We start from the raw sequence: 21,411 nt of genomic DNA on the forward strand, positions 1-21,411 counted from the left end.
TAATATAAGTGCTGGGGATATCAGTTACAGCAGAATTAGCATTTATACCTGATGAATAAAATAGAGCCGGGGGGGAACGGTCACTTTCATAAACAATAAAAATATACATCTACATACAAAGAATAGTTCCTTCTCCAGTTAATGAAATTAGCCCTATAAACAAATGTGTTTTTTACTATTAAGAAATAATCTTCCGCTGGGCAGATTAATATGGAGACATACGCGAAAAGATTATAGGTATACGGTAAACCATGAGTACTGGCTTTTTTTCGACCGCCGTTTCCGGCGGCCAGGTCTACACATTGGTTGATTTAGACTTGCTCCGGCAGATCTCAGGTAACTGATCTGACCAGGGAAGTAGTTCTTCTATAAAGCTGTAATCCGTGTTATCCTGATGGTCTTTCAAAACTGTCAGGACATGGGCCAGATAACGGAACGGATTCAGGTTATTCGCCTTTGCTGTTTCCGTTATGCTATAGATGATCGCGCTGGATTTCGCGCCATCGATACTGTCGATCAGCTTCCACGCATGTTTATGCAGACAGAAGCTGCGGAGCGCTCCTTCTGTTACGTTGTTGTCAAGAGGGACTTCACCATCATTCAGGAACACTCTCAGGGTCTCTTCCTGATCGATACAGTAATTGATTCCTTCCAGTGTTTTCCCTTTGGAAAGACGACCAGAGGATTGAACCTCTTTTGTCCACGCAAAGAAAGCCTCCACCAGAGGTTGGACTGTGATCTGCCGCTGTTTCTTCCGATCATCCGGTTTCAGATCAGATAATTGATTGTCCAAATGATAGATGGCTCCAATCCGCTTTAGTGCCTCATATGCAACAGTATCTTTTGCGGTTTTTTGTGCCGCTTTCGGAAGGGCTTTTAAAGCATCCGGGAAATACCGTCTTGTATGTGTCCAGCATCCGGCAAAAATAATATCCGGATTTTCCCGATCCAGCTTCCTGTAAGCGGAATAGCCGTCGCAGACAACCACGCCTGCGAAGCCCTTCAAAAATCCTCTTGGGTGGTCTGCTTTTCGGGTACGCTGATATTCGTACAGGATGATCGGCGTGTCTGTGTAGATCTTACCGGTGCGGTAGACCCACATATAGCTCTTGCTGTTTGCGGGGCGTCCGTCTTTCGATACCATGACCGGCGTCTCGTCCGCCTGCAGCACATGGAAATGATATAACTCTTTATGGAAATAATCATAAAGGATACTACAGGAGAGCCTTGGGATGTACTTCATGAATCGGATGTCTGGAGACAATCTCCAGCCCCTGCATCAATGCCTGATATTGTTCCGGTGTGATCTCCAGTGCTTCTTCTTTTGTACGGGGCCAGCTGAAACCGCCAAGCTCCAGCCTTTTGTAAAGGAGAAGAAATCCGTCACCTTCCCATACAAGCCCCTTGATACGGTCACTGCGTCTGCCGCAGAAGAGAAAAAGAATATCCTTTTCATATGGATCCAGCTGAAAGTTGAACTTAACAATGGATGCCAGTCCATCGATTCCGCGACGTAAATCTATGTATCCTGCAGCAATATAAATGTTTCGAAATCCGGTTGCATTATTCAGCATCCAGGATGCCTCCAATCCGTGAAAGGAGCTCGTCTGAAACGGAATTCGATATTTCCAGGACGATATCTCCTTTTCGGATTACGAGATCCGTATGGAAAACCGGAGCTGTGTTCTGAGGAGATGATGGAAGCTTGATCTCGGTAAAAGATACCGTCCTCTGAGTTGCCGGCACTAGCGCCAGATCCGGTCCGACAATTCCCGGCAATGATGCATTCTGGGAATTCTCGAAAGCTTCCCTTCGCAGGATCCTCTGCCAATAGAAGAACTGCTTTACTGAAACCCCATTAGCTCTGCACCAGGCAGTTTTAGGCATCCCGCTGTTTATGCATTCATTCATGATTTTGGTCCAGTGCTCTGCACGGACCTGATGTGTAATCTTATCCATAGGGACAACTCCTTTATAAAACTTGTAGTTTTCTGGAGTTATTATCTCATGGATAGATAAAACTAGCACGGTACTAGTGATTTACCGTATACGCATGCAGAAAAATCATACTGCCGCATATAAGGCCGCTATTGCATGGCCTCATATGGCGGCAGCGTGATTTTCTATTTTTGTCTGGAAAATCCAATCACTATCACAAAAACTCCAACCAGCATTTCCCCGATAGACAGTCCCATCAATAATCCGGAAAAGAAATCCTTCACATCACTTCCTCCGATAGAGAAATGGACCGCAAAAAGAGCGATTCCCATGGTCATTAATATAATACCGTACAGTGATACTTTCTGATTCTCCAGATTTTGTATCCTTTTGATCAGATCCAAAACCTGGTTATCGTCATAAACACGTATACTGTCAGGTTCCGTCTCTTCTCCGTCGATCAATTCTGACACTGTGATCTCCAATTCCTTACATAAAGACTGGATAATGCCATAGTCTGGCATACATTTCCCTGTTTCCCATTTTGATATGGTCTTGTTGGAAACACCCAGTTTCTCGGCAAGCTGTGCCTGTGTGAAATTCCTTTCCTTTCTTTTCTTTGCAATAAACATTCCGATTTCTAACTGATCCATTATGTGAGCCTCCTTCTGTATCTCTTAAACACAGAATACCGTTTTTTGAGCCGTTTATACATCCCCTGTCGGTAGAATTTGAGGGGAAGTTTTGTAAAGTACGGTGATTCCATGACTGATGACTTATTTCCGGGTATTTTGCCCTTTGTTTTGTTGCAATAAACTTAAAGATATAATACCAGAACTACGGAACCATAAGCAACCGGATTCATCCCTTTGGAAGGTAGGAAACTGAATGATGTGAAGGAGCTGTTGGGACAGATGAGTATTCCGGGCGTTTTTAAACCGCCATTCCGGAGGCACAGTACCGCGAATCCGGTTTGGTGGATACCGCCATTCCGGGCATTGGATACCGAGATTCCAGCTAAATGATACCGTTTCCTTTATAATGTATCTATGCGCTTTGAAGCGTAAATACATTTCAAAGGAGGTCACCTCTTATGACCAAGTATCGTGAGATCATCCGACTGTCTGGATTAGGTCTCAGCCAAACCAACATTGCTCTCAGCTGCAGCGCATCTAAAACAACAGTCAATAAAGTACTGAAGGCCGCAAGAGAGCAGGGCCTTTCATGGCCTCTGGATCCTAAGCTGACGGATCCAGTCCTTAACAAACTGCTTTTTTCTGATGCAAAAGAAAAACCTGCCACATCAAAGCGGATGCCTGATTATAATCACATCCGCAAAGAGCTTCTCCGTAATGGAGTGAACAAGAAACTCCTTTGGACAGAGTATCTTGAGGAATGCCGTCTTGCCGGAGATGAGCCACTTATGTACTCTCAATTCTGCTATTACATCCAGCAGGATGAACAGAGACGCCGTGCTACCATGCATATCAATCGCAAGCCTGCAGAACAGGTTGAGGTAGATTGGGCCGGAGATCCGGCGCATATCATTGATCCAGATACTGGCGAGATCCTGGATGCTCACATTTTTGTAGGAGTAATGACCTACAGCCAGTACCCATACGTAGAAGCATTCAGGGATGAAAAGCAACCGTCATGGATCGCTGCACATGTCCACATGTATGAGTACTTTGGCGGTGTTGCAAAGATCCTCGTGCCGGACAACTGTCGTACTGCCGTGGATCACAACAAGGGCTGGAAAGACCAGCGGATCAATGCTGTTTATCAGGAAATGGCAGAGCACTATGGCACAGCTATTATTCCAGCCCGCGTCAGGGCCCCTAAAGATAAGCCAAATGCCGAGGGCAGTGTAGGTAATATTTCCACCTGGATCACAGCTGCCCTGCGTAATGAGCAGTTCTTTTCTCTCAGCGAATTAAACCAGGCAATCCGTCAGAAACTGGACTCTTTCAGCCGCCGTCCCTTCCAAAAAAAAGAGGGCAGCCGATACGAAATCTTCCGCGATGAAGAACTGCCATTGCTGACACCGTTACCTGCTACCCCATATGAACTGGCGGAATGGAAACATGCCACCGTTCAATTCAATTATCACATATCTTTTGCCGGAATGCTATACTCAGTCCCTTATGAGTATATAAAACGCAAAGTTGATGTGAGGGTTACAGATAAAACTATTGAGATTTTTTACAACCATAACAGGATCGCGTCCCATCGCCGGCTTTACGGCCGCAAGGGACAATACAGCACAGTTACAGAGCACATGCCGGCTTCCCACCAGCAATATCTGGAATGGAACGGTGATCGTTTCCGCAAATGGGCAGAGCGGATCGGCTCCAGTACCTATCAGGTTGTAGATGCGGTCCTTACCTCCAAACGTGTAGAACAACAGTCCTACCGCAGCTGTATGGGGCTTTTAAAACTGGCCGACAAATATTCTGTAGACCGTTTGGAAGCTGCCTGCCGGAAGGCACTCTCTTTTACGGCAGCTCCCAGCTATAAGAGTATCAAGAACATCCTTGATACCGGAAATGACCAGCCAGAGAAGTTGGACAAAGAGCCGACAACTGGCAGCCATACAGAACCAGCAAAGAGCAGCCATGCGCTTACAAGAGGCGCTGATTACTACAGGAGGTAAGGAATCATGACTACACAAAGCACCATAGATAAGCTCATTGAAATGCGCCTGACTTCTATGTCAGATGCATTCCGTAACCAGATGGAAGACCCCCGGATGAAAGAGATTCCTTTTGAGGATCGCTTCGGGATGCTGGTGGATATCGAATACAGCAACCGTAAGAGCAACAGTCTGAAACGTCTGATCCGCAATGCCGGGTTTGATCAGCCGGACGCATACATAGGCAATATCAATTATACTTCCGGGCGAAAGCTGAACCAGCCACTGATCGAACGGCTTGCAACTTGTGAATATATCGTAGAGCATAGGAATCTCTTTATCACAGGAGCTACCGGGAGTGGGAAGACCTATCTGGCCTGCGCGTTCGGGATGGAAGCCTGTAAACAGCGCTACAAGACGAAATATATCCGTCTTCCGGATCTGCTCCTCGAATTGGAGATGGCACGCAATGACGGCACATATAAGAAAGTCCAAGGGAAATATGCCAATCCAGTCTTGCTGATCATCGATGAATGGCTTCTGCTGAAGCCTACAGAATCGGAACAGCATGACATTCTGGAACTACTCCATAGGAGACGTAGGAGGTCATCCACCATCTTCTGTTCCCAGTATGATCCCAGTGGATGGTACGATCAGTTGGGCGGGGATGACAGCCCTCTTTCGGAAGCAATTTTGGACCGCATCAAACATGATGCATACAAGATCAACATCATCCCGACAGATCCGGCGAATTATAGATCCATGCGGGAAGTATACGGATTAGATCCTGCATTAAGCGAGTAAACTCGCAGGTAACAATCTGCTAAGTATGGTATCTCTGTTCCGGACTTGCGGTATCATAGTCCCGGACTTGCGGTATCCGTTCCTCCGGAACAGGGGTACATTTTCATCGTAATATACAGACAGACGGCTTATTTTGCAGGCCGGTGCGGTTTGGGGCTTGACTAAATCCTCTTTTTATCTGTCTTCTTTTCTGCTATACTTTCTGTAATACAGTATTTATGGAAGAATAGAAAGGAGGCAGATATGCTCTATCCGGATACGAACTGCAGGATCAGCACAGCCTTTGAAAGAGGCCAGATGCCCACCATGGTCTATGTCAACAGACAGAGCCATGCCAGGAAAACCATCCAGCGCCCCCTGCACAGACACGATTCCATCTGTGAGTTATTGCTGGTGTATAAGGGAACAGGAAAATATTATGTGGACGGGAAGTCCTATCCCCTTTCCGAAGGCAGCGTCATCTATTACAATCAGGGAGACTTGCATGAAGTGGTCTCAGAGACAGAGAATGAGATAGGTGATTACTGTATAGGCATTACAAATCTGCATAAGCGCGGCCTTCCCCCTAATTGCCTTACATCTCCAGGTGAACCAAGTGTCAGGCAGTCGGGACACCTGTTTCCCATGCTGCGATCCATGTGTGAACAGATGTTTGAACTGGAAGGCACCAATACGGAAGGCAAGCTTGCGGCACAGCTTTTGTGTTCCGCTTTTATTGTGCTGACAAGCCAGTTGGACAGCTTTCCGCTTATTGACGCAGAAAAATCAGAGGAGGAGCAGATGGTACTGCGGATCAGGAACTATCTGAACGAACACTTTATGGAAGAGGTTACGCTGGACATGATAGGAGATGCCCTGGGCTGTTCCGCTACATATGTATCCCATATATTTAAGAAGGCCACAGGGAGAACACCCATCCAGTACATCATCCGCAGGAGGATCGGACATGCCCAGACTCTGCTCATATCAACAGATCATTCCGCCACCCGTATTGCTTCGATCGTGGGGTATGACAATACGAATTATTTCAGCACCTTGTTTTCTAAGGTTGTGGGAATGTCGCCGATCAGATACAGAGAATTTTATAAGGAAGAAATGAAAGGCATACAGGACCAGTCATAAGAATTTCATGGCAGGGCTTGTATAAATTTAAGAAATGGACTGCAAAACGGTAATGGAGATCACCGGATTGCAGTCTTTTTTTATCGCGCAGGAAGATGGCCGTAAGGAGCCGCACTTTGGCGCGCGAGTCCGCTGAACCGGACCCATTGTTTTGTTTCATCAGGCATATTGTACAGGATAGTGAAGTGTTGGTGCGAAAATGATGAAAAAATTGCCATATTTATATAAAGTTTTGGCTTTTTTATACAGCATAGTGAAGGCAGAGAGGAAAAAAATAACTATAATTAAAAGTATCAAAGGCAACACGAACAATACCAGGACAGCAATTAAAAATGGATTTAAGGAGGAAAGTATGGGTATGAATATTTGCGGAGCACCCTGCTGCTGGGGTGTGGATGATGTCAAGAATCCCTATCTCCCATCATGGAAGAGAGTATTAAAGGAGGCAGGCGAAGCAGGATACCGGGCCATTGAATTAGGACCTTACGGTTATCTGCCTATTGACGTGGAGGCAGTGTCAAAGGAGCTTGATAAAAACGGTTTGTCTATTGTGGCAGGCACTATTTTTGATGATCTGGTGGATGAAAGGAATTACGAAAATCTGTTGAGACAGACAGAGGATATCTGCTCCCTCATCACAAAACTTCCGCCTCTTCCGGTACATAAAGGGCAGCATTATCCTACGCCCTATATGACGATCATGGATTGGGGACATGATGAAAGGGATTATGCGGCAGGACATTCCCATAAGGCCCCCCGTCTGTCAGATGAGCAGTGGTCAGGAATGATAAGTCATATAAAAGGAATCTGTAAAAAAGCGGCAGAATACGGAGTACGCCCGGTGATCCATCCCCATGCGGGAGGATACATTGAATTTGCAGATGAAATTGAGAGAATCCTAAGAGATATCCCTTATGAACTCGCAGGCCTCTGTCTGGACACGGGGCATCTGTATTACTCCGGTATGGATCCGGTCGAATGGTTGAAGAAATGCGCATCCAATCTGGATTATGTCCATTTCAAAGATGTAGACGAGAAGGTCTACCGGGAAGTGTTAGGGGAACGGATCCGGTTTTTTGAAGGCTGCGGGAAAGGCGCCATGTGCCCGATCGGCAAAGGGACGCTGGATTATCCCGGGATCAAGGAAGCACTGGAGCAGATTGGCTATAACGGATATATTACCATCGAGCAGGAGAGAGACCCCAGGAATTCAGATACAAGCCTGCGGGATGTAAAAGAAAGTGTTACATATTTAAAAAGCGTAGGATATGAGATATAGATTAAAAAAAAGAAAAATAGCAGGAGGAAATGATCATGTATTACGGAGAGAAGAAAATTGAAAACCCGATCCGCTGGGCAATGGTAGGCGGAGGAAAAGGCAGCCAGATTGGTTATATCCATCGTTCCGCGGCATTGAGAGATTTTAACTTTGCATTGGTGGCAGGAGCCTTTGATATTGATCCGGAAAGAGGGAAAGCCTTTGGGAAAGAGCTTCATGTGGCAAAAGACAGGTGTTATCCGGATTATAAAACTATGTTTGCCGAGGAAGCAAAGAGAGAAGACGGCATCCAGGCTGTATCAGTAGCAACTCCAAACGGAACCCACTTTGAGATCACAAAGGCCGCTTTGCTGGCAGGACTTCATGTGGTATGTGAAAAACCGCTGTGTTTTACCACAGAGGAGGCAGAAGAATTAGAAGCGCTGGCAGAAAAACAGAAAAAAGTTGTGGGTGTAACATATGGATATGCGGGACATCAGATGATCCAGGAGGCAAGGAAGCTGATAGAGAAAGGAATGCTGGGAAAGATCCGTATTGTAAACATGCAGTTTTCCCATGGCTTCCACAATGTGGCGGTGGAGAAAAATACCGCTTCCACCAAATGGAGGGTAGACCCTAAGGTTGCGGGACCATCCTATGTTTTGGGCGATGTGGGGACGCATCCCCTGTACCTCTCCGAGGTGATGCTGCCGGATATGAAGATCAGGCGTCTGATGTGCAGCCGCCAGTCCTTTGTAGAATCCAGAGCGCCGCTGGAGGATAATGCAATGACCATCATGGAATATGACAACGGTGCCGTCGGATATGTTTGGTCAAGCTGCGTGAACTGTGGTTCCATGCACGGACAGAAGGTGCGCGTGATCGGAGAAAAAGCATCCCTGGAATGGTGGGATGAGAGACCAAACCAGTTAACCTATGAGGTACAGGGAGAACCGGTCCGTGTACTGGAGAGAGGAATGGATTATCTGGATGATTCCTCCTGTACAGAGGACCGGATCGGCGCGGGACATCCGGAAGGTTTGTTTGAGGCATGGAGTAACCTGTACAGCAGATTTGCACAGGCTATGGATGCGGCAGATAAAGGGAAAAAAGCGGACTTCTGGTATCCTGACGTACATGCGGGAGCAGAAGGTGTGCGCTGGGTAGAGAACTGTGTGCGTTCTGCGGATCATGGGGCAGCGTGGGTAGATTACAGATAAACGGAGGGAGGAGAAAGGAATGAAAATTGCATTTGATGTAGACGTTCTGGCAAAACAGATGGATATCAACAGCATGGTACACCAGGTGGCCGACTGGGGATATCAATATATCGAACAGTCTCCCCACCCCAGGATCAATCCTTTTTATAAGCATCCGCTGTTTTCCAAAGAATGCGAGGCAGAGTACAGAAAGGCACTCCGGGAAACCGGAGTGGAGATTTCCTCCTTCATTGTCGTATACAGATGGTCAGGACCCACGGAAGAACAGAGAAGATTTGCGGTGGATAATTGGAAACGGATGATCCGGATTGCCGGAGACATGGGGGTTAAAGTCATTAATACAGAACTCTCAGGTGACCCGAACCAACAGGAGATCTGTAACGGCATGTGGTTCCGCTCCATGGAAGAGCTTCTGCCTATCATGGAACGTGAAGGCATACGTGTGGAGATTCAGTCCCATCCCTATGATTTTTGTGAATTAAATAATGAAACCTGTGATATGGTGAAATCCTTCCGCTCAAGAAATCTTGGATATGTCTATTCCTCTCCCCACGGATTTTTCTATGACCAGGGAAAGGGAGACGTGCGCTCCATGCTGCGGTATGCAGGGGAAGAGCTGACACATGTTTTGTTTGCGGATACCTTTAACCAGACCTTAGACTGCCGTTATATTGCCAATCCGCCGTGGCTGAACGGCAGAGGAAAAGCGGATGTGACGATCCATCAGCATCTGGCGATGGGAGAAGGGGATGTGGATTTTGAGGGTATCTTTGAAACACTGAGAGAAATGGATTTCGCTCATGCCCAGTTAAAAGAAGATGCTCCAAAAGCAGGCGGCGATACGATTGCCTGCGTATCCATGTTCGGATTCCCCGAAAAGATGGAAAAACAGGCACCCGAGGCAAGAGAACGGATTGAAAAAGAACTGCTTGGGGTTTAGGCAGGGACAGGAAAGGAAGCGGAGATGAAAAATATGAACGGGGAGTCTGTCAAAAACGGCAGACTCTCATGGAAAACGCGATTTGCATATGGCTGCGGTGATACGGCATGTAACGTAGTCTTTGGTATGATCAGCACGGTACTTACGTTATTTTATACAGATTATGTGGGGGTAAGTGCCGCAACGGTAGGAATGGTCATGTTACTTTCACGTCTCTTTGACGGATTTTCTGATGTTGTGATGGGATTCATTGTAGAAAAGACGAACTCAAAATGGGGAAAGTCAAGACCCTGGATCTTATGGATGAGTGTTCCTTACGCAATTTCAGCGGTTTTATTGTTTACCGTACCACATTCCACAAATATGGTACAATTTCTTTATATGTTTGTCACCTATAACTTTTGCACCACGATCTGTTATACAGCGATCAATCTTCCCTATGGAAGCCTTTCGGCTATGATGACAAGAATATCCGGGGAGAGGGACATGTTGAGCATTGTGAGGATGGGAATGTCCCCCTTCGGACGTATCCTGGCTGTTACCTGCACACTCCCTCTGGTGAAGCTGTTTGGGGATACACAGTCAGCCTGGGTCATGACAATGGCTCTGTGGGCAGCCGTTGCATTGATCCTGCTTCTTGTTTGTTTTAAGAATTGTGAGGAGACCGTTCATATTGAAGCGCAGCAGAATCAGGAGAAGATCCCTGTGAAAAAGGCATTTAAAGCGCTGATAACAAATCAATATTTCTGGGCAGTCCTCATATTATGGATGATGCAGAACGTGATCTACGGCATTACGGGAACGATCCTGCCTTATTACTGTAAATATATATTTGGGAATGACACCTGGATGTACAGCGCCCTTTATCTGACAGAGACACTTCTGATCGTGGCCGCTACCTTCTGCTGTCCGGTCCTGTTAAAACGTTTTGGAAAAAGGAACATGTCGCTGGCAGGAGCCTGTCTTGCACTGGCAGGCCAGATCATCTTTTTCCTGAATCCCACCAGTTTTGCCTGGATGGCCCTCAGCTGTGTGATCAGAGCCATAGGGCTTGCACCGCTGAATTCCATTGTCTTCGGCCTTTTAGGGGATGTGGTGGAATTTGGACAGTGGAAAACACATCTCAGGCAGGAAAGCCTTATATTTGCAGGCGGTTCCGTAGGGACAAAAATCGGTTCGGGGTTGGCTTCCGCCGGAATGACCGGTCTGTTGTCACTGGCCGGTTATATCAGTTCCACCACAGGTACAGCGGTCCAGCCGCAAAGTGCCATTGATATGATCATGAATATCTATAAATTAGGCCCGGTGATCGTATGGGTGGTTGTGATCATTACCTTGTCCTTGTATAAGCTGGATAAAAGGTATCCTGCGATCATGGAGGAGCTGGCGGAACGTGAATTAAAAGGGGAATTATAGGAAGCGGTCAGATTTAAATGGGTTTTGCCGTATAAAAAATTATCTCCGGCAAAACCCATATATTTTTGCAATAATGCTCATTGTTCAATTTAAAAGAAGGTTAGACCCGTTTGGAATTTGTCTGTTCAAATGTCATTCAGTTTAAATTGATTGACCAGACTTTTTAACATTTCCGCCTGACTGGACAGCTCCTCGCTGGCAGCGGCACTTTCTTCTGCTGTGGCAGAATTCGTCTGTACAATATCTGAAATCTGTTCCATTCCTTGTGTTATCATGGTGATGGTGGACGCTTGTTCGCCCGCAGCACTGGCTATCTTCTCAACTGTTTTTAACACGGATTGTGTATTATCGACCACCTGTGTCAGCGTTTCTGCAGTCCTCTCGGCAATTCCAACACCTTTTTCTATAGCATAAATGGAGTTTGCTATTAGAACCGAGGTACTCTTAGAGGCTTCCGCAGATTTTACCGCAAGGTTACGGACCTCGCTGGCCACAACCGCAAATCCTCTGCCATCAGCACCGGCACGGGCTGCCTCTACGGATGCATTCAGTGAGAGGATATTAGTTTGGAATGCAATATCTTCCAGTTTTTTTGTGATCTCACCGATTTCCTTTGCAGTATGGTTAATATCAGCCATAGCTGAGATCATTTCCTGCATTTGCATATTACAATCTGCAGCCTGTTGGCCGGACTGTATACTCTGCTGACGGGCTTTTGCTGTATCCCGGGCAGTTTCTGCTACCTGCGAGGAGATGTCTGAGATTGCAGCGGTGAGCTCCTCAATAGTAGACGCCTGTTCCGTGGCACCTATTGCAAGTGTCTGTGCTCCCGCTGATACTTGTTCGGAACCTGATGATACCAGTTTGGCTCCATGATTGATCTGAATAAGAGTAGAGTTAAGTGTATCTTTTAATGTTTCCATAGAGCAAAGGATTCCGGAAAAATCGCCCACGTAGCTGTCCGGAGTTTGGGTATGTAAGGTAAAATCACCTGTTGCCATACTGCTGAGCAGAAAATCAATATCCCCAATGATATTTTTCAGGCTCAGAACTAAGGTGCGCATATTATCTGACAGACAGCCAAGCTCATCCTTAGATTTATATGCGATTTCAGTGTGGCCAAGTTCTCCCTTAGCCATATTTCCGGCGGCAAGTTCTATCTGCCGAATGGGATCACGGATTCCTTTGGCTATGACCAGTGCAAGAAGCAGTGCTAAGATTGTGCCAAGGATCATAATAACAAAGATGATGAAAGTAGCAGCATTCTGTGCCTGATTCCCCTGCGCTACCATTTTTTCCGCATTTTCTCCTGCCACTTCCGCAATTTCGTATAAGGCGTCAGCCATGCTGTCAAGTAAGGGGACATAGCTTTCCTGCATGAGTGAGAGTGCTTCTTCCTTTTTAGCAGCACGTGCCAGTTCAAAAACCTGGTCACGGACAACTACGGCATCTTCCAATATGGTCTCCGCCTGGTCAACCAGTGTTATATCGCCCTGGAATAATTTACGGATGGTCGGAAAAGTGTCACGCATAGTGGCAAGATGTGTGGAGGCCGACTCAATGGAATCTTCCACTTTCTTCTCATCCGTTTCCAATAAAGACATCAGCAATTCCGAGCGGGCATATTGCATTTCCCGGCGGGCTACCCAGACATTCACAGTGACCGTGTAGTTTTTATCATAAAAACGATTTAGGTTGTTGCCTATTTTATTCAGCATAACAAGAGCTACAATGCCTGCTACTGTACAAAATACGATAATTAGAACATAAGATAGTATGAGCTTTAACTGTATTTTCATGTTTTTTATCATAATGGTCCCCTCATTATATGTTTTTTGCCGTTTTAATGTTACCTTGTTCATTTGCTTATTTATTTATTATATCGCATTATACAATAAATGTGTAGTTATTTTTTAAATTCATATAACAGCTTAAATAAATCTACTTAGCGGAAAGATGGAACCGGGAAATGAACGAAAAACATATTAGATTTTAAAGCTGAAATGAGACGGCTGCAAATGGGGATCTGCAGCCGTCTCATGATATGGGACTGTTGGATTTACATTTTGTCGTTTGTATCCTCTATACACGGGAAGTTAAAAAGAGACTCAGCCTCCGTTATCCCTACGTCAGCCAAAATACTGGAAATCGCCCTCATCCGTGTGAGCAGTAGTTCTTCCAGATATGCGGCAAATCCTGAGGCGTCCAAACTTTTCAGACAACAGATCATCTTCTCATAATAGGCAAGATAAGAGGCATTTATGGACTCCCGGGTACCGATTTTGCTTTGTAGCGGATAGCCCCAGAAGGATTGTCCGTACAATATTGAGTAAACAGTCCTTAAAAAGGAAGAAGGTGCGTAGACGGCCAGAAAACTAAAGGAATAGGAAGTTATTAGATCCAGTTTATTGATTTTTTTGATTGTTTCCAGACCTTTTATGCATTCATTAACTTCATCTTGATTCATGGAATTGATGGTAAGTTCGGCAATCTCCCGGCAGGAAAAAACAAATATTTGCATAGAAAATGCGAATTCAAGGAGACATTTTTGTACCTTCCGATCTGTCCATTTACAAGAGGTCTTCATCTGTTCTACGCTTAGGACCTTAGTCCCCACACCGTTAATGGATTTTGTTATGCCCGTGGTGTTTAGTAAAGCTAATGTACGGCGGATTGTGCTGACTGAGACATTCTTTTCTGCGGCTAGTTTTTCAATAGAGGGCAAAAAAGTTTCCACCGGATAGTGGTCATTGACGATCAGTTCGCAGAAATCCAATGCCAGAGAATAGCAGATCTGAGATGAATTTCTGTGAGGGTTCCATGAAAAGGTCAATTGTTCATCAGGAATGGGAATGGTGATTCTATTTTCGTAAAGACTCGTGATGGCACGTAAATATTGTTTTGTTTGATCGATCCAGCTTTCATGCAGTTTGTCCCATTGCTTCTCACGGCAGAGCTGGACCCTGGTTGATGTGATATCGGGTTTCATAAATAAATAGTGGCTCCAGTCCTGTAAATTATAGAACGGGAATAGGAAAGTGATGATCGTGTTCCGCATGAGGTGTGAAAGTGACTCATTGCCAAGAGAACCGTAAATTAACTCGGTGTAATGCAGTATGATATAGGATGTATACGCCCGGTTCTTTGTTATGAGCATATCCAGTTTATCTAAAGTTTCAGAAGATAGCTTTTTCCAGGCAAGCATCTCTAACTTTTCGATCAGGTAAGGCATGGTCCGGATAAAATCAAAGAACATTTTTTTACGCGGAGCAAAATACGATTGGATATTCTGATCAATCTCTTGTTCGCTGTAGTTTACCTTTATCTTAGAACCGCCTTTTTTGGTAAGGGTGATATAGCCTTCCCGCTGCAGGCGGTAATACGCCTTTCGCACAGTATAGACAGATACTAAAAGCAGGTCACAGGTGTCTTCTATTCGCGGTAAAGTATTCCCATAACGGTAGGTGCCAAACTCTATCTGCATTTTTAGAATATCATATATAATATATTGTAATTCAGATTCTTTATCCATTCAGGATCTCTCCCTCTATTTTTTTACAATAAATTTTAAACCTATTCGGATACTTTTTTATTATAGCATTTTTTGCCTGCAGATTCTATCGTTATCTATTATATCTAAAATAGGTTGCGGCCTGTTTTAAAGGCTGATATAATATATTAGTATGTGAACATGATGGCGCACTTGATCAAACTTATGAAATCATTGCAGAGAGGTCGAAATGATGATACAGCAAATGGAAAAAAAGATGAAGATGCTGTGCAGTATAACTGTTATTTTGTTCTTATTTATGGCATCGGCAAGTACAGTATCTGCAAAAACGGATGTGCAGGGGCATCAAACATTAAAAGTGGCCTTTCCGCAGGTGAAAGGACTCACCGAGACAGATCAAAACGGAAAACGGCATGGTCTTGTGGTAGATTATTTAAATGAAATAGCAAAATATACAGGATGGGAATACCAATATATTGACATCCCCGTCGATGAGCTGATGGAGGAGTTTTCAGAAGGAAAGTTTGACTTGATGGGAGGCACTTACTATATACCGGGCCTGGAGGAGGAGTATGCATATCCGGATTATAACATGGGCTATAGTAAGGCAGTGCTTTTGGGGGACAAGCGTGACAACAGTATCAGAAGATATGACCTGAACAGTATACAAGGAAAGACCATCGGTGTATATGAGCGAGCCACTGAGAATATTCGCAGACTGCAGGAATTCCTGGATATGGAGAAGTTGATCTGCTGCTGGGCAATGGATTTGAGAGTGATGATGATTTATGTCCGGTTGTCACATTTGATTCACAGCCATATTATATTGTGACGGCCATAGGTAACCGGGATATATTAGACGGATTAAATATGGCATTAAAGAAAATCATTGATTCCGATGGTGATTTTGGGGCCAAATGTTATGAGGCAAACTTTCCGGAGGGGGAAGAAAAAAATATCTCGTTTACGGAGGAGGAAGAAGCATTTATCCGGCAGAAAGGTTCGGTTACGGTAGCTTTACAACGTGACGTCCATCCGCTGTCCTGTAAAAAGACAGAGGATACCCATTCTGGTATCACTACAGATTTTATGGAGGAAATATCCGGTTTTTCAGGTCTGCAGTTTACCTGTGTTTATACAGATACATATAAAGAGGCCGTAACAATGGTCCGGCAGGGCGATGCTGATGTGCTTGGTTTTTATCTTGGAAATGATCAAAACTCGCAAGAACAGGGTTTGTCACTTTCCATGCCCTATGTAAATTTGAACAGTATATTAGTGCGAAATAAAAAGTCCACTTATCCATCAGAGGGACTTATAGGTGCAGTAATTGACGGACGTGAACTTCCCGAGGGGATACAGACATCCCAGGTCCGTTATTTCAGTCAAATGGAGGATGGACTAAAAGCAGTGGATAGTGGGGAAGTGGATTTTATCTTTGGCCTGTCCGCCCGGTTAGAACGGGATATGCAGCGCTATCATTATTCCAATCTGCTTCCGGTGACTTTGGTGAATGACCGTAATGATATCTGTTTTGCAGTTCCACGCCCGGCAGAGACTGAGCTTCTTACGATCTTAAATAAGTCTATCAACAGCATTTCTGCCGAAAGAAAAGCAGAGATCATGGATCAAAATATGGTCTCTATAGGAACCTCCAGACTGTCTTTAAAAGAGTTTGTATATTCAAATCCGGCGTTTTTTATAGGGATGCTGTTGGTCCTTTTTCTTATTTTTATTGTGACTGCGCTGCTCATCATCCGTTCGAGGCTGAAAGCTGCTGAAATACAGATAGAGCTTGAAAAAGCAGAAACGCAAAACCGATTGAAGGGCGAGTTCTTATCTAAAATGAGTCATGAGATACGCACGCCTATGAATGCGATCATGGGACTTGCGGACTTGACCTGCAGGATAGAAAATATACCTGAGAATATACAGGATAATCTTAAAAAAATCCATTCTTCTTCAAGGTATCTTCTCAATCTGCTCAATGATATTTTAGACATGAGCCGCATAGATAATGGGAAGCTGGATCTCTGCAGGGAACCGTTTTCTTTGAAACAGCTGCTGGATAGGATAGAGGATATGCTGGGGGGAGAAGCCCAGCGCCGGGGAATCATCTACACCATAGAAAAGGAAATGCCGCACAGTGCAGTAAGTGGAGACAGTGTTCGGTTACAGCAGGTTTTGACCAACTTGATCTCCAATGCTTTTAAGTTTACACCTCACGGAGGTACTGTGGTTTTCCGAGTGACAGAAACTGCCTGTGATAACAGCAACGTTACCTGCAGATTCGAGGTGACAGACAATGGCATTGGCATACCGAAAGAAGACCAGCAACGCATTTTTGAGTCATTTGAACAGTTGGGGGCAAACAGTTCCAAAAGTCAGGGGACGGGACTGGGACTGCCTATCAGTTATAACTGTTAAAGCCATGGGCGGAGAATTAAAAGTTGACAGCCGGCCGGAGCGTGGAAGCACTTTTTATTTTACCGTCAGTTTCCCGTTGACAGGGGAATTGGACGAAACTCCAAAAGAACAGAAGCCCTATGTAACAGATGATTTTTTAAACCATGTGAATATTTTATTAGCAGAAGACAATGAACTGAATGCGGATATCGCTACAGAGCTGCTGGAGATAAAAGGGGCAAAGGTGTTGCGTTGTGAAGATGGACAACAGACATATGAGTGTTTTACGCAAAGTGTTCCGGGTGAATTCAGTATCATCCTTATGGATATTCAGATGCCGCGTATGAATGGACTAGAGACGGCCCGGGCGATTCGGGCTCTGAACCGTCAAGATGCAGTTACAATACCGATTGTGGCAATGACTGCAAATACTTTTAAAGAAGATGTTGACGCGGCGATGAATGCCGGAATGGATTATTTTGTAAGTAAACCGTTAAATATAGAGTCGCTTTACGGAATATTATATGAGATTATCAAAGGAAAAGAAGTGGATAATTAGTATATTTCAAAGATAAATAACAGTGGACAGAAAAGATGCCTCACAATCACGGGCCCGTGATCGTGAGGCATGTTTTTTTGGATAAGTATTATGGTATGTTTTAGTTCATAACATGGTCCTTTTCAGCGCGAAGTCTTGTATTCGCCTTTTCTACATCAAGTTTGAAGTAAATAAAGACGATGGCTGCAGTAATGATCACAGGTATTCCCGCGAACATGAAAGTCAGCATATTCGAGCACCCGGCACTTTGTGTCAGCGCAGAAGCATCGAATTTGGCAGCAGCCAGTAACCAGCCGCTGAGTGCGGAGCCAATTCCGCCACCCACCTTCATGCCAAAGGAGGTACAGGAGTACATAGAACCATCCAGACGTTTTCCGGTTTTGAGAAAACTGTAATCCGCTGCTTCAGATACAAGGGCGTTGAAGGTTCCGCCAAGTGTACAGCATGTCAGAGAGACCAGACCATACATCCCCACAAGGACAGGCGCGTTATTTGAAATGGCAAATACCATGTATATGATACGCACAACGAGATTTACCAGGAAAAATCCAAGGTTTATAATGCGGATGCTTTTGAATCTTTTAACAAGAGATGGTGCCAGCAATAACCCTATGATACTTGCAATGGAAGACATGGATACCATTTTGCCAAAGAAGTTTGCGTCGCCGCAGTTGTAAGTGAAGTAATAGATGGCGGCTCCCATGGACACACCCATCATAAGATAGAACAGGAGATACAGCATAGCAAGCATATCAAAATATTTGTTTGAGAGCAGGAGCTTCAAAGTCTCCAGGAATCCGATCTTTTCTGTACCGGATACCTTGACACCGTCCATAAGTTCCTCCTCGGGAAGCTCTTTGACAGAGAATACGGAGATCGTGTTCACAACCAGACCAATGACCGCAAAGATAATTGCTGTTGTTTTCCAGCCCGCAGCCCCTCCACCGAATTTTTCGACCATAACCAGAGTGTAGTTAGAGACCAGGACATTGCCCAGTGTGGCACCAATAAAACGGAACGTACCCATCTGCACGCGCTCATTACTGTTTTTGGTGATCAAGGAAGTAAGGGCAGAATATGCAATATTATTGGCTGTATAGAAGACCGCGTTCAATAAAGTATAGGCAATAAAGAAGTAAATATACTGAGCATTGGCGCCAATACCTGCAGGGATTGCAAAGAGGGCGATCAAAGCCACAGAATTACCGATATAGGAGCACAGCATCCAGGGACGGGCTTTTCCCATTTTTGTATGGGTTCTGTCCAGTATACTTCCGAAGATGATGTCACTGATACCGTCAGTCAGTTTGGAAATTAATATAAGGGTACCGATGATGCCGGCAGCCATGCCAATGGTATTGGTCAGGTAGATCATTACAAAACTGGAAACCATACTATAGACCATGTTTGCGGCAAAGTCGCCGCTTCCATAGCCGACTTTATTAAATAAATTTAAATACTTTTTCTCTTCCATCTTTTTTATCCTTTCTGAATGACTATAGATCGATCACGGCAGCAGCATTTGCGAAGGGACCGGGAATAGCGTTTAAACTCCGGAGATTCCCGCAAAAGTCGCGGTTAAAGACAATTGTACTGCCGTCGGGATTTTCAAAACGCTGTTCAGGCTCAAAGGCTTTGCCTAAAACATCACTGTTGATGATACCGGTGGACCAGCCGTCAAGAAGATCGTAAACATTGGTCTCAATTGTATAGCTGCCATCTTTTTCAATTAGAGTAACATATGCTTTAGGGGTATCCAGGGTATATTTGTCCGTTTCCTGTTTCCAGCTTTTTGCACCATTGAAGTACGCATTACCACTCACCCACACAGGAAGTTTTCCAAAGTGATGATCCTGCATGGTAAACATATCAGGCTGGGGATTGTCCAGCTCAAAGGGAACGATCCATTCCTCATAAGTGGGAAAATCATCAAAAACGCTGGTTCCCTGAATTTGGTTGTCACGCATGATGAAGCCCATATCTTCTTTTGTTTCCGTAGGTTTTACAGGCCAGTTCTGAATAAAAATATTATTATATATACGGTCATCTCCGTGAAGGAAGGTCATCATCCCGGCTACTTCTGTTCTATGCGGAATGTGATAAGGGGTGTATCTGGGAGCCATAGTACCGTTTGCCAAGAGCATATCGGAACCGCTGCCAATGGAACTTAAGGGCCCCAGGCAGAGATTATGCACGATAGCGCATCCCTGTGATGCCAGTTTAAAAGAAATCCTGGAAAGAGAGATATTATTATCGATCAAAGTGGGCCCATGGCTAACCTCAACGAATACGTCGCAGCTTGACATGCCTCCCGGAACCAGGGGGATATTTTCACTGGGAGCATTGTTATCGTGAAACAGATTTTGTGTGATGCGTGTGCCCTGGGCTTCCCAGTCGCACCAGATTCCCATGGTGGTATGGTGGATATGGTTCCTCCTCATGGTGACATCAATTGCCGCATGAAGCTTGATGCCTGCAACTTCCGCACCGGCCAGCTCCTGCATACAGTTGATATGGTGGATATGGTTATCTTCGATGGTGGAGAACACACATCCTAACCGGCCCACGATACCGGTCTGTTCACAGTGATGAATGTGGCAGCGGCGCACAATGTGAGAGCCGATACGCTCTTTGGTCCAGCCGTGATACTGACCGCGGCAGACGGCATCCCGTTCCATCTGCGTTGCGCTTTTTACATGTCTGTTGGTAAAATAGTGGTCATTCTCAGGATCATAATATTTACCCAGAGAGATACCGCAGCATTTGCTGTTGCTGATCTCGCAGTCTTCAATGATCCATCCTTTTGACCAATGCGGTCCGATCATGCCATCCTGGTATGCTGCAGGCGGAGCCCACGTAGTTGCTGCTTTATTGATGTCAAAGCCGCTGACGGTTATGTAATCCACCCCTGTTTTGGAGGGCATAAAACAGTTGCGCCGTACACTTATGTCTACATCCTCCTCATTTGGATCTTTTCCTTGAAAATTTGCATAGATAACAGTTTCATTTTTTTCTGTATCCTGCTCGGTATACCATTTATATACAGACCATTCCGGTTCCCAGGAATGGATATATACATTACCTTCCAGACATTCCTCTAAAGTTTGTGTTTCATAGAGCTGCCGGTCATTCAGATAAACGGCACCGGTATGCCTGACAAAGGGTCCGAAGTACCAGTCACCTTTAATAAGAGTCGTATAGGGATTGTAATTGCCGAATGTATTGTTGTTCACACGGAACACCCAGACATTGCCTTTATAGTGTTTCCAGCCGATAGCTTTTTCTGCACCTGTGATCACCGCACCCAGCGGAACCCGGCTTCTGTAAGTGATGCGTTTGGTTTCAAGACCGGCATGTAACGGGTTGACATATTCCCGGTAAATACCAGGGGCCACAATGACCTCATCCCCCGGTTTAGCAGCCTGAGCCGCATCGTTAATGTGCTTAAACGGGTTTTGTTCTGTACCGTTGCCATCTCTACATGCATGGATGTCTACATAAATGATCATGAACCTTTTCCTCCTTCGGATCTTTATATCCGGTACAGCACTGTACCGGTGTGATAAATGAAATGTACTTGTGATGCTTGTAAATTCATTATATAA

At 45.0% G+C, this 21,411-nt stretch carries 18 protein-coding genes; 10 read left to right on the forward strand and 8 right to left on the reverse strand.

The genetic code is table 11. The annotated features are described in order from the left end of the window. Positions 1 to 295: 295 nt before the first annotated feature. The 4 genes from tnpC to C6P39_RS14225 all read right to left on the reverse strand — a co-directional run bounded on the left by tnpC (position 296) and on the right by C6P39_RS14225 (position 2,591). Positions 296 to 1,243, reverse strand: coding sequence for an IS66 family transposase (gene tnpC, locus C6P39_RS14210; protein WP_242987048.1), 948 nt, complete (start codon positions 1,241 to 1,243; stop codon positions 296 to 298). Then, positions 1,215 to 1,574 (reverse strand): IS66 family insertion sequence element accessory protein TnpB, encoded by a 360-nt coding sequence (gene tnpB / locus C6P39_RS14215; RefSeq protein ID WP_104804201.1) that lies wholly within the window; start codon positions 1,572 to 1,574, stop codon positions 1,215 to 1,217. Before tnpB ends, tnpC begins: the two co-directional genes overlap by 29 nt. Further along, on the reverse strand, positions 1,564 to 1,959 hold the full coding sequence (gene tnpA, locus C6P39_RS14220; RefSeq protein ID WP_104804202.1) for an IS66 family insertion sequence element accessory protein TnpA: 396 nt from the start codon (positions 1,957 to 1,959) through the stop codon (positions 1,564 to 1,566). Before tnpA ends, tnpB begins: the two co-directional genes overlap by 11 nt. 164 nt (positions 1,960 to 2,123) lie before the next feature. After that, positions 2,124 to 2,591, reverse strand: a complete 468-nt coding sequence (locus C6P39_RS14225; RefSeq protein WP_104804203.1) for a helix-turn-helix domain-containing protein — start codon at positions 2,589 to 2,591, stop codon at positions 2,124 to 2,126. A gap of 440 nt (positions 2,592 to 3,031) precedes the next feature. Here C6P39_RS14225 and istA point away from each other — a divergent pair, with 440 nt between their 5' ends. The 7 genes from istA to C6P39_RS14260 all read left to right on the forward strand — a co-directional run bounded on the left by istA (position 3,032) and on the right by C6P39_RS14260 (position 11,330). Continuing rightward, positions 3,032 to 4,591: an IS21 family transposase gene (gene istA / locus C6P39_RS14230; protein WP_104804204.1), complete on the forward strand. Its 1,560-nt coding sequence runs from the start codon at positions 3,032 to 3,034 to the stop codon at positions 4,589 to 4,591. Between the two features lie 6 nt (positions 4,592 to 4,597). Further along, positions 4,598 to 5,374 carry an ATP-binding protein gene (locus C6P39_RS14235; protein ID WP_104804205.1) on the forward strand — a complete coding sequence of 259 codons (777 nt, stop codon included), beginning with the start codon at positions 4,598 to 4,600 and terminating at the stop codon, positions 5,372 to 5,374. 243 nt (positions 5,375 to 5,617) lie between these two features. Next, complete coding sequence (locus tag C6P39_RS14240) at positions 5,618 to 6,496, forward strand: helix-turn-helix transcriptional regulator (RefSeq protein ID WP_242987049.1); 879 nt, start codon at positions 5,618 to 5,620, stop codon at positions 6,494 to 6,496. A gap of 352 nt (positions 6,497 to 6,848) precedes the next feature. Continuing rightward, positions 6,849 to 7,775 carry a sugar phosphate isomerase/epimerase family protein gene (locus tag C6P39_RS14245; RefSeq protein WP_104805936.1) on the forward strand — a complete coding sequence of 309 codons (927 nt, stop codon included), beginning with the start codon at positions 6,849 to 6,851 and terminating at the stop codon, positions 7,773 to 7,775. Between the two features lie 35 nt (positions 7,776 to 7,810). Continuing rightward, a complete protein-coding gene (locus tag C6P39_RS14250) occupies positions 7,811 to 8,974 on the forward strand; it encodes a Gfo/Idh/MocA family protein (RefSeq protein ID WP_104804206.1) in 1,164 nt (387 codons plus the stop codon). Between the two features lie 19 nt (positions 8,975 to 8,993). Then, a complete protein-coding gene (locus C6P39_RS14255) occupies positions 8,994 to 9,914 on the forward strand; it encodes a sugar phosphate isomerase/epimerase family protein (RefSeq protein WP_104804207.1) in 921 nt (306 codons plus the stop codon). A 24-nt stretch (positions 9,915 to 9,938) separates the two neighbouring features. Beyond that, the gene (locus tag C6P39_RS14260) at positions 9,939 to 11,330 is read left to right on the forward strand and encodes an MFS transporter (protein ID WP_095172146.1); all 1,392 of its coding nucleotides are present in this window, start codon (positions 9,939 to 9,941) and stop codon (positions 11,328 to 11,330) included. A 125-nt stretch (positions 11,331 to 11,455) separates the two neighbouring features. Here the strand turns inward: C6P39_RS14260 and C6P39_RS14265 are convergent, their stop codons facing one another. Both C6P39_RS14265 and C6P39_RS14270 read right to left on the reverse strand, forming a co-directional pair. Further along, the gene (locus tag C6P39_RS14265; protein WP_104804208.1) at positions 11,456 to 13,141 is read right to left on the reverse strand and encodes a methyl-accepting chemotaxis protein; all 1,686 of its coding nucleotides are present in this window, start codon (positions 13,139 to 13,141) and stop codon (positions 11,456 to 11,458) included. A 248-nt stretch (positions 13,142 to 13,389) separates the two neighbouring features. Further along, positions 13,390 to 14,862, reverse strand: a complete 1,473-nt coding sequence (locus C6P39_RS14270) for a GntR family transcriptional regulator (RefSeq protein ID WP_104804209.1) — start codon at positions 14,860 to 14,862, stop codon at positions 13,390 to 13,392. 208 nt (positions 14,863 to 15,070) lie between these two features. Here C6P39_RS14270 and C6P39_RS14275 point away from each other — a divergent pair, with 208 nt between their 5' ends. From C6P39_RS14275 to C6P39_RS14285, 3 genes are read left to right on the forward strand one after another with little or no spacing between them, the layout of a single operon-like run. Continuing rightward, complete coding sequence (locus tag C6P39_RS14275; RefSeq protein ID WP_104804210.1) at positions 15,071 to 15,673, forward strand: substrate-binding periplasmic protein; 603 nt, start codon at positions 15,071 to 15,073, stop codon at positions 15,671 to 15,673. A gap of 38 nt (positions 15,674 to 15,711) precedes the next feature. Further along, positions 15,712 to 17,268: an ATP-binding protein gene (locus C6P39_RS14280; protein ID WP_104804211.1), complete on the forward strand. Its 1,557-nt coding sequence runs from the start codon at positions 15,712 to 15,714 to the stop codon at positions 17,266 to 17,268. 4 nt (positions 17,269 to 17,272) lie between these two features. Beyond that, positions 17,273 to 17,806, forward strand: coding sequence for a response regulator (locus C6P39_RS14285; protein ID WP_104804212.1), 534 nt, complete (start codon positions 17,273 to 17,275; stop codon positions 17,804 to 17,806). Between the two features lie 100 nt (positions 17,807 to 17,906). Here C6P39_RS14285 and C6P39_RS14290 read toward each other — a convergent pair whose 3' ends face one another. Together C6P39_RS14290 and C6P39_RS14295 are read right to left on the reverse strand one after the other, a co-directional pair. After that, entirely contained in the window at positions 17,907 to 19,280 is a 1,374-nt protein-coding gene (locus C6P39_RS14290) for an MFS transporter (protein WP_104804213.1), read from the reverse strand. 22 nt (positions 19,281 to 19,302) lie between these two features. After that, on the reverse strand, positions 19,303 to 21,315 hold the full coding sequence (locus C6P39_RS14295; RefSeq protein WP_104804214.1) for a right-handed parallel beta-helix repeat-containing protein: 2,013 nt from the start codon (positions 21,313 to 21,315) through the stop codon (positions 19,303 to 19,305). Positions 21,316 to 21,411 lie beyond the last annotated feature (96 nt).

Source organism: Blautia marasmi (assembly GCF_900258535.1).
GTDB classification, from domain to species: domain Bacteria; phylum Bacillota; class Clostridia; order Lachnospirales; family Lachnospiraceae; genus Blautia; species Blautia hominis.